The 7436-nt window shown below is 69.3% G+C and carries 12 protein-coding genes; 7 read left to right on the top strand and 5 right to left on the bottom strand.

The window, feature by feature from the left end:
* Positions 1 to 93 precede the first annotated feature (93 nt).
* Positions 94 to 543, bottom strand: a complete 450-nt coding sequence (locus tag KBX34_RS17090; RefSeq protein WP_099848486.1) for a (deoxy)nucleoside triphosphate pyrophosphohydrolase — start codon at positions 541 to 543, stop codon at positions 94 to 96.
* Positions 544 to 726: 183 nt separating this feature from the next.
* Between KBX34_RS17090 and KBX34_RS17085 the strand changes: the two genes are divergently transcribed.
* A complete protein-coding gene (locus tag KBX34_RS17085) occupies positions 727 to 1035 on the top strand; it encodes a 4a-hydroxytetrahydrobiopterin dehydratase (RefSeq protein WP_088952008.1) in 309 nt (102 codons plus the stop codon).
* A 123-nt stretch (positions 1036 to 1158) separates the two neighbouring features.
* Positions 1159 to 1482 carry a hypothetical protein gene (locus tag KBX34_RS17080; protein ID WP_088950099.1) on the top strand — a complete coding sequence of 108 codons (324 nt, stop codon included), beginning with the start codon at positions 1159 to 1161 and terminating at the stop codon, positions 1480 to 1482.
* Positions 1483 to 1562: 80 nt separating this feature from the next.
* On the opposite strand, the gene KBX34_RS17075 is transcribed toward KBX34_RS17080, so the two are convergent.
* A complete protein-coding gene (locus tag KBX34_RS17075; RefSeq protein WP_210925789.1) occupies positions 1563 to 1991 on the bottom strand; it encodes a VOC family protein in 429 nt (142 codons plus the stop codon).
* A 115-nt stretch (positions 1992 to 2106) separates the two neighbouring features.
* Here KBX34_RS17075 and KBX34_RS17070 point away from each other — a divergent pair, with 115 nt between their 5' ends.
* The 5 genes from KBX34_RS17070 to KBX34_RS17050 all read left to right on the top strand — a co-directional run bounded on the left by KBX34_RS17070 (position 2107) and on the right by KBX34_RS17050 (position 6172).
* The gene (locus KBX34_RS17070) at positions 2107 to 3009 is read left to right on the top strand and encodes a LysR family transcriptional regulator (protein WP_210925791.1); all 903 of its coding nucleotides are present in this window, start codon (positions 2107 to 2109) and stop codon (positions 3007 to 3009) included.
* Positions 3010 to 3019: 10 nt separating this feature from the next.
* The gene (locus KBX34_RS17065) at positions 3020 to 3382 is read left to right on the top strand and encodes a PH domain-containing protein (protein ID WP_030337500.1); all 363 of its coding nucleotides are present in this window, start codon (positions 3020 to 3022) and stop codon (positions 3380 to 3382) included.
* 220 nt (positions 3383 to 3602) lie between these two features.
* Positions 3603 to 4334 (top strand): class I SAM-dependent methyltransferase, encoded by a 732-nt coding sequence (locus KBX34_RS17060; protein ID WP_210925786.1) that lies wholly within the window; start codon positions 3603 to 3605, stop codon positions 4332 to 4334.
* Positions 4335 to 4525: 191 nt separating this feature from the next.
* Positions 4526 to 4810, top strand: a complete 285-nt coding sequence (locus KBX34_RS17055) for a hypothetical protein (protein WP_210925785.1) — start codon at positions 4526 to 4528, stop codon at positions 4808 to 4810.
* Positions 4811 to 4891: 81 nt separating this feature from the next.
* A complete protein-coding gene (locus tag KBX34_RS17050; RefSeq protein ID WP_210925783.1) occupies positions 4892 to 6172 on the top strand; it encodes an MFS transporter in 1281 nt (426 codons plus the stop codon).
* On the opposite strand, the gene KBX34_RS17045 is transcribed toward KBX34_RS17050, so the two are convergent.
* From KBX34_RS17045 to KBX34_RS17035, 3 genes are read right to left on the bottom strand one after another with little or no spacing between them, the layout of a single operon-like run.
* The gene (locus tag KBX34_RS17045) at positions 6156 to 6599 is read right to left on the bottom strand and encodes an SRPBCC domain-containing protein (RefSeq protein WP_088950105.1); all 444 of its coding nucleotides are present in this window, start codon (positions 6597 to 6599) and stop codon (positions 6156 to 6158) included. The genes KBX34_RS17050 and KBX34_RS17045 overlap by 17 nt on opposite strands.
* A gap of 2 nt (positions 6600 to 6601) precedes the next feature.
* Positions 6602 to 6952 carry a metalloregulator ArsR/SmtB family transcription factor gene (locus KBX34_RS17040; RefSeq protein WP_210795121.1) on the bottom strand — a complete coding sequence of 117 codons (351 nt, stop codon included), beginning with the start codon at positions 6950 to 6952 and terminating at the stop codon, positions 6602 to 6604.
* A complete protein-coding gene (locus KBX34_RS17035) occupies positions 6949 to 7407 on the bottom strand; it encodes an SRPBCC domain-containing protein (protein WP_210925781.1) in 459 nt (152 codons plus the stop codon). Before KBX34_RS17035 ends, KBX34_RS17040 begins: the two co-directional genes overlap by 4 nt.
* Positions 7408 to 7436 lie beyond the last annotated feature (29 nt).

Genomic DNA, 7436 nt, shown 5'->3' with positions numbered 1-7436 from the left:
CCCCACCCCCCCCCACCCCCCCCCCGCCCCGCCCCTGGTCGATCATGAAGTTATTGCCAGCTCAATCGGCGTGTCGCGGCAATAACTTCATGATCAACGGGAGCTGGGGGGCCGCAGCAGGGGGCGGAGGGCGGCGACGATGGGGGCGTCAGCGGGGAGCCAGGTGACCGAGTCCAGTTCGTCGGCCGTGAGCCAGCGCAGCGCCTCGTGTTCCAACGCCTCGGGTTCCTCGCCGTCGAGCAGGCGGGCCGCGTACACCTTGAGCACCGAACGGCCGTGCGCCATCCGTACGTCACGGCCGACCCGGTCGCCGATCTCGACGCGTACGGCCAGCTCCTCGACGCACTCCCGGATCAGCGCGTCGATCTCCGCCTCGCCCGGCTCGACCTTTCCGCCCGGAAACTCCCACATTCCTGCCACTTCGGGTGGGGCGGAACGCGCGCAGGCGAGCACCCGCCCGTCCCGGATTATCGCCGCGCCGACGATCACCTTCAGGTCCCGTCGTTCGACCTGCCCGCCACCATTCGCCCGTTCGGTCCGCACGGGCGTCCAGGGTGCCAGATCAATCGGCGGTTTGGGTACCGTAGCCGTCCGCTAGGCCAACAGAACACGGAAGTGTGGGCGTGGACACCCCCTCCGCGCGGCGAGAGACTAGAGGACACCGACAAGACACGGGATGGCGACGATTTGGCCACAAGCCGGCAACGGCGCTTGGGGGGTGCGGTGATGCGCGTGCTGTTCAACAGCAGGGCCAAGCACGACTACCTTGCCGACGCGTTGACCTTGCTGTCTGGTTGGACACGCGAGGGGGAGCAGATCCGACGGACGCTCGCGATCGACGATACCCAACACGCGGCACTAACTGAACGGGTCAAGGTGGTCGCGGATGCGCTGCACCTCCGCCCGGAGATCAGCCGCCAGTCCGACAGCACCCAGATCCGGGTCGGGCACGGCAACGGTGAGCCGCTGACCGAGGGCGAGGTCCTGTTGGCCGCCCGCATCGAGGACGCGTACCGGGCGGTCACCGAGGCCTGAGCTTCTACTGGTTGGTAAGCCTGAGGTTTTCCTGAAAAGCACTGGGGTACCAGTTCCACGCGGGAGTTGACAAAGCTCTCGCAACGGATCGAACTACTCAAACAGTGCTTTTCAGGAGCTGACATGACCACCCCCACGCAGAACCGCGCCAACGACCACGTCGAGCACGCCGGCCAGCACGACGTCCGCCGCGTGAACCGCCGCGGCGACGAGACGAAGCCGTCCTGGAAGACCAGCGAGCTGGCGATCTACGTGCTCGCCGTCATCGGTGTGCTGATCGCCTCGAACGCCGTCGGCGACGGCGCCGCGAACGACGGCGGCGACTACTTCGCCGCCGACAAGGCCTGGTGGTACATCACCCTGCTCACCATCGGCTACCTGGTGAGCCGGGGTCTGGCCAAGGCCGGCAGCCGCAGCACCGACCACGACCCGCGCAGCGACCACTGACCTGTCGCCGAAGCCCCGCGCCCGCCCGTCTCTGACAGGCAGGCGCGGGGCTTCCGCATGTCCGATCAGGCAGCCGGGGCTCACCGGTCGGCTACGGCGTCCTGCGGGTACCAGCGCAGCTCCACCGAATTGCCGTCCGGGTCCTGCACGTAGATGGAGGTCGCCGACCCGCGGGCGCCGAACCGCCCGACCGGCCCGGTCAGCACTGTGAAGGCTCCGGAGTCGACCACCCGGGCCCAGTCCAGCGGTGCCACCACCAGGCAGAAGTGGTCGACGTTCGTGCCCTGCCGCTCGCCACGGACCAGGTCGATGATGCTGTCGCGGCTGATCCGCACGGACGGGAACGGGACGGTGCCCGCGCGCCACTCGTCGACCCGCACCGGCTCCAGGCCGAGTCGGCCGCAGTAGAAGTCCAGTGCCCGTTCCACGTCGGCGACGGTTAGCACCAGGTGGTCGAAGCCGGTTACCCGTACCGCGCTGACGTCGGCCCGCTGTTCGTGGATGCTCATGTCGCAGCCTTTCGCTCGGTGTTCCCTGCCGCGTTCACGATCCCCGGACGTGAGACGCCGACCAAGAGCCGATATCGCTACGATCGTTGCCCACAGGTCAACGATGGGGGCGGACGTGCTGGAGCGGTACGAGGTCGAGACGTTCCTGACCCTCGCCGAGGAGCTGCACTTCGGCCGCACCGCCGAGCGACTGACCGTCAGCACCGGCCGGGTCAGCCACGTGATCAAGAAGCTGGAGCGTCGGATCGGCGCTCCGCTGTTCGCCCGCACCAGCCGGGTCGTCCGGCTCACCCCGATCGGCCGGCAACTCGCCGACGAGCTGGCCCCACTGGTTGCCGGGATGGACGAGGCCGTCCGCCGGGCCGTCGACGCCGGCCGGGGCGTGACCGGGACCCTGCGGGTGGCGTTCCTCGGCGAGTGGACCGCACCGGTGCTGCTGCGGGCCGTGGCCCTGTTCAGCGAGCGGCATCCCGACTGCCAGGTCGAGGTGCGGGAGGCGCAGCTGGCCAACACACGGTCCGGCCTCCTGGACGGCTCCACCGACGTCCTCATCGCCTCGTTTCCCTTCGACGGGATGGCCACCGGCCCGGCGCTGCTCTCCGAGGACCGGGCGCTGGCAGTCGCGGCGGGTCACCCGCTCACCCGGGAACGCTCGGTGTCGCTGGAGGTCCTCGCCGACCACCCGGTGGTGCAGTACCCGGCAGTGACCTCGGTGGAGTTCAAACGGGACCGCACCCCGGAGCGCACCCCGGCTGGCCGGCCGGTGCCGAAGGGACCCGCCGGGAACACCTTCTCCGAGATGCTGTCCCTGGTCGCACTGGGCCGGGGCGTCCTGCCGGTGGGTGAGCACACGAGGCGCTACTACCCCCGCCCCGACGTGGCGTACGTGCCCATCCACGACGCGCCACCGATCGAACGAGGGCCGGTCTGGCTGCCCAGCAACACCACCACCCGGGTACGCGAGTTCGTCCGGGCCGCGACCGACGCGAACGCCGGCACGTTGGCACCGGTTTTCTAGCCTGGATCTCATGGCGAACATCGCGTACGACCGCAAAGAGCAGGTCCAGCAGATCGAGAGTGGCCTTCTCGAGGGTGAGCAGATCATCGCCGTCTACGACGCGGTCGGCACCGGCACCGGGTTCATCGGGCTGACCGACCGCCGGGTGATCATCCAGGACCGTTCCTTCGTCGGGAAGCGGTTCGCGATCACCAGCATCCCGTACTCGAAGATCACCAGCGTGAGTGTGGTCAGCAACAAGTCCTGGGGTGGCTCGTTCTTCTCCACCGGAGCGATCGCGATCCACGTCGGCACGCACACCTACGAGGTGGAGTTCCGTGGCGCGCAGAAGAGCCACCACGTGCACAACGTGATCCTGCACCACATCTCCTGACCGCACGTCCCGTCCTGGGCCCGGCTGGCGTAATTGCCTTGCCGGGCCTGCGGCGTCTCTGGTGTCCTCGGTCGACAGCCGTGCGAAGGGAGCAGCCACCATGCCAGACACGACGAGGTCCCACGAACCCACCGTCATCCGACCTGAGGAATCGAGACTTCGTGAGCACTACCGCTCCCCTGGCGCTGAGCGCCACTGAACCCAACCCCGGAGGCCGCTGATGTCGGTCTTCGACGATCCCGGCCTCTTCGGCCGGCTCTGGGCCGCCGACTACGACGGCCCCGGCAACCCCGACCCGGCGCCAGCGGTGGACTTCCTGGCCGATCTGGCCGATGGGGGGCCGGTTCTCGAACTGGCGATCGGCACCGGCCGGGTCGCACTTCCGCTGGCCGAGCGCGGTCTCACCGTGCACGGTGTCGAGGCGTCCGAGGAGATGGTGGCGCAGTTGCGGGCCAAGCCCGGCGGCGACCAGATCCCGGTCGTCATCGCCGACATGGCGGACGTGCCGGTGAAGGGTGAGTTCCGGCTCGCGTACCTGGTCTTCAACACGCTGTTCAACCTCGTGGACGCCGAGCGGCAGGCGGACTGCTTCCGCAACGTCGCCCGCGTGCTGTCGCCCGGCGGCGCGTTCGTCATCGAGACGTTCGTGCCCGACCCGCGCGACTTCGACTCGGACGAGCAGGTGCAGGTGCGGTCCGTGACCGAGGACTCCGCGACGATCCGGCTGCACAAATACGACCGGCCGGCGCAGCGGTTCATCCGGCAGACCATCACCTTCGACGCCGAGGGTGTGCACTTGAAGCCGTTCGCCATGCGGTACGCCTGGCCACACCAGATCGACGAGATGGCGCAGCAGGCGGGGCTCCGGCTCACCGAAAGGTACGCCGACTGGCAGCGGCGACCGTTCCACGCCGACAGCCCGTCGCACATCTCCGTCTACCGGGCGGAGTAACGGTGTGATCGACTCGGGTTCCGGAAAGTCGGGGTGTCATCGCCACGACGAAACCCCGATTTCAAGGAACCCGAGTCGATCTCCCTCCGCCGAAAGGTCAGACGGATCACGGGCGTGGATGTGTCACTGTGGGCACGACGCCCCGCCACCGAGGGGACGGGGTCGATCTCCGCCAGCGGAAGCGACTGCCCATGATGTTCAAACGAGCCGATCTGGCCGTCCTGACGCTGGCGCTCGGCCTGCTGATCGTCGGCTACATCCTGCGGGACGACGTGAACGGCACGGCCGCAACGGTCGGCCGGGTGCTGGTGCCGCTCGGCTACATCTGCGGCATGATCGCCGGTATCGGCCCCGCTCGCCGCGCCAGGCGCGAGAACAACCGATTACGAGCGGTACTGCTCGGCGGCGACACCGCACCCGTTGCAGACGAGCGCCCGGGCCAGCCTCGCGCCGAGGACACCCACCCGGACCGGTAGTTCGAACGTTTCGCGCTCGGCTGATTCTGCTGCCAGCAGCCTTTCTTGAATCGTCGGGCCCGCGCCGGGTGAGCTGGCAGCATGCCAACAGACGCCGCCCGTTTCCCACGCTCCTCGCCGTACTGGCCGGTGGTCAGTCACCCACAACTCCGGCGCGTCCTGCCCGGGCTAGCCGTGTCCGCGTTGGGCGACGGCATGGCGGTGGTCGCGGTGCCGTGGCTCGCCATCCAACTCGCCCCGCACGGTCAGCGCGGCCTCTGGATCGCGGTGGCCATGGCGGCGTACACAGTGCCCAGCGCGGCCGGGACGGTCGTCTTCGGGCGGTTGCTGCGTGGGCGCGGTGGCGCGCAGCTCGCCGGGTGGGACGCGATCCTGCGGGCCTCCGCCCTCGCGGCGATCCCTCTCGCCCACCTCGCCGGCGTGCTCACCATCGGGCTGTACGTGGCCCTGCTGGCCGCGTCGGCGCTGCTGCACTCGTGGGGCTCCGCCGGCCGGTTCACCCTGATCGCCGAACTGCTGCCGCAGCGGCACCATCTTCCGGCCAATGCCGTGCTCAGCACCATCGGAGGCTTCGCCACCATCGTCGGCCCGCCACTGGCGGGCATCCTGATCGGCTGGGTGGGGCCGGTCTGGGTCATCGCCATCGACGCCGCCACCTTCGCCGCGCTGGCCCTCACGTACCGTCTCGCCCTTCCCGCCAACGACGGACCCGCACGGTCCGAGAGCGGCGCTTCGCGAACGGCCGGCTTCGGTGTCATCCGCCAGAACCCGGCCCTGCTGGGCCTGCTGGTGCTGAGCCTCGGGTTCTTCTTCCTCTTCGGACCGGTGTACGTGGCGATGCCGATCCACATCACCGACGACCTGCACGCCACCGCGATGCTGCTCGGGGCCTACTACACCGCGTTCGGCGTCGGCGGCCTCACTGGAGGTCTGGTCGCCGGTTACCTCCGCCGCTGGCCACTGCGAGCCACCACCATCGGCATCGTCGTCGCGTTCGGCGTCGCCATGCTGCCGCTCGGCCTGGGCGCACCGGTCGGTGTGTCGTTGCCGGCGTTCGCCCTGGCGGGCTTCATCTGGGCGCCGTACATGTCCACGTCGATGGCGCTGTTCCAGCGCAGCACGTCGACCGCCCAGCTGCCCGCGGTGCTCGCCGCGAACGGTGCCATCCTCGTGCTGGCGGTGCCGCTGGGCACCATGCTGGGCGGGCCGCTGGTGGGTGCCATCGGCCCCCGACCGACGCTGCTGGTCTGCGCCGTGGCGATCGTGGCCCTCGGCCTGATCGCCGGGGCAATCGCTATCCCCGGGCGGAGCTCGCGATTGCCCGGCGATGCAGCCGTCACCGAGGTCAGTGCCAGTCGCTGATCCGGACGTCGTCCGGGGCCGGTCGGCCGTGGCCGGTCTCGACCTGCTCCTTGAGGCTCATCAGGAACAGCGCCCACTTGGTGCTGCAGTGGTGCATGAACTCGACCGGCTCGCGCCAGCCCTGGTGCGCGAACTGGACGATCGTGTACTCGCCGCGCTGGTCGAGACGCCAGTCGACCTCGGTGCCGACCCACTCCTCGGGGCCGTCGACGACGCGCCACCGCACCCGCCCGGCGGGGTTCAGCTCCAGGACCTCCATGTCGAAGCCGCCGGCATCGCCGAACCGGAAGGCCAGCTTTCCACCGACTTCGCTCTTGCCCACCGTGTCGGTGGTCCACCAGGCGGCGAGGCCCTCCGGCGTTGCCACCGCTCGGTAGACGTCGTCGAGCGGTGCGACGACGCCGACCCGGTGCAGGATGTCGACCATTCTCATTCTCCTTCGTCGTTGGTGCGGGTGCGTTCGATCGCCTCGGCGATCCGCTTGATCCGGCGGAGTCGGACGTCCCAGGTGGAGCCCACAGCCGACAGCTGCGCGACGGCGCGGGCGAGCTGTGCCTCGTCGACCTGGTAGTGACGCTCGCGACCGGCCGACTCGGCGTGGATCAGCCCGACCCGGTCCAGGACGGCCAGGTGCTTCGAGACGGCCTGGCGGGTGACGGGTAGCCGCCTGCTCAACGAAGTGGCCGTGCCCGGCCCGTCAGCGAGAAGAAGATCGATCATCGTACGCCGAATCGGGTCGCCGATCGCCGACCACAACTCGTCGTCGACCACAGTGCTCACGGGGTCGCGACCAGCCGGGCAACGTACGCACCCAGCCTGGGCATGTAGTGGTCCCAACCGTTCTCATGGTCGCGGTACTGCTCTTCCAGGACAGCGACCTCCCAACCCAGCTCGCGGAACCCGGTCTCGGTCATCCGGACCAAGGTCCCCGCACCGCTGGGCACCAGGTCGAAGGTGACGAAGAGCGCCTGCCCGCTCCGGTCCGGCTCGGTGAAGCACCACCGGAAGGAGAATCGCTTCGGCGGGTCGACCTCGACGACCGCGAGCGCGACGGTCTTCGTCTCACCGGTGTCAGCGTCGCGCCACACCAGCTCGCCGGGCGCGCCCGCGACCGACTCGAACCGCGCGTCGTCGGGCCACCACTCCCGCATGTGCTCGGGCTGACTGACCACCTCGAAGACCACCTCGGGTGACGCGTCGACGTGGATGTCGCGTTCGATGGTTCCCTGCTCCATGAGCCTCAACCTTTCGCAACCTTTGGTTG

This window comes from Micromonospora sp. M61 (assembly GCF_018070245.1).
Classification (GTDB): domain Bacteria; phylum Actinomycetota; class Actinomycetes; order Mycobacteriales; family Micromonosporaceae; genus Micromonospora; species Micromonospora zamorensis.
Note: the sequence above shows the minus strand (reverse complement) of the source record. Positions and strands in the feature narration are given on the sequence as shown.

What these genes read in the sequence shown, in the direction of transcription:
- KBX34_RS17085 (WP_088952008.1), top strand. Translation starts at nt 727, where the DNA reads ATGCGCGTGCTGTTCAACAGCAGGGCCAAGCACGACTACCTTGCCGAC.
- KBX34_RS17080 (WP_088950099.1), top strand. Translation starts at nt 1,159, where the DNA reads ATGACCACCCCCACGCAGAACCGCGCCAACGACCACGTCGAGCACGCC.
- KBX34_RS17075 (WP_210925789.1), bottom strand. Translation starts at nt 1,991, where the DNA reads ATGAGCATCCACGAACAGCGGGCCGACGTCAGCGCGGTACGGGTAACC.
- KBX34_RS17065 (WP_030337500.1), top strand. Translation starts at nt 3,020, where the DNA reads ATGGCGAACATCGCGTACGACCGCAAAGAGCAGGTCCAGCAGATCGAG.
- KBX34_RS17060 (WP_210925786.1), top strand. Translation starts at nt 3,603, where the DNA reads ATGTCGGTCTTCGACGATCCCGGCCTCTTCGGCCGGCTCTGGGCCGCC.
- KBX34_RS17055 (WP_210925785.1), top strand. Translation starts at nt 4,526, where the DNA reads ATGATGTTCAAACGAGCCGATCTGGCCGTCCTGACGCTGGCGCTCGGC.
- KBX34_RS17050 (WP_210925783.1), top strand. Translation starts at nt 4,892, where the DNA reads ATGCCAACAGACGCCGCCCGTTTCCCACGCTCCTCGCCGTACTGGCCG.
- KBX34_RS17045 (WP_088950105.1), bottom strand. Translation starts at nt 6,599, where the DNA reads ATGGTCGACATCCTGCACCGGGTCGGCGTCGTCGCACCGCTCGACGAC.
- KBX34_RS17035 (WP_210925781.1), bottom strand. Translation starts at nt 7,407, where the DNA reads ATGGAGCAGGGAACCATCGAACGCGACATCCACGTCGACGCGTCACCC.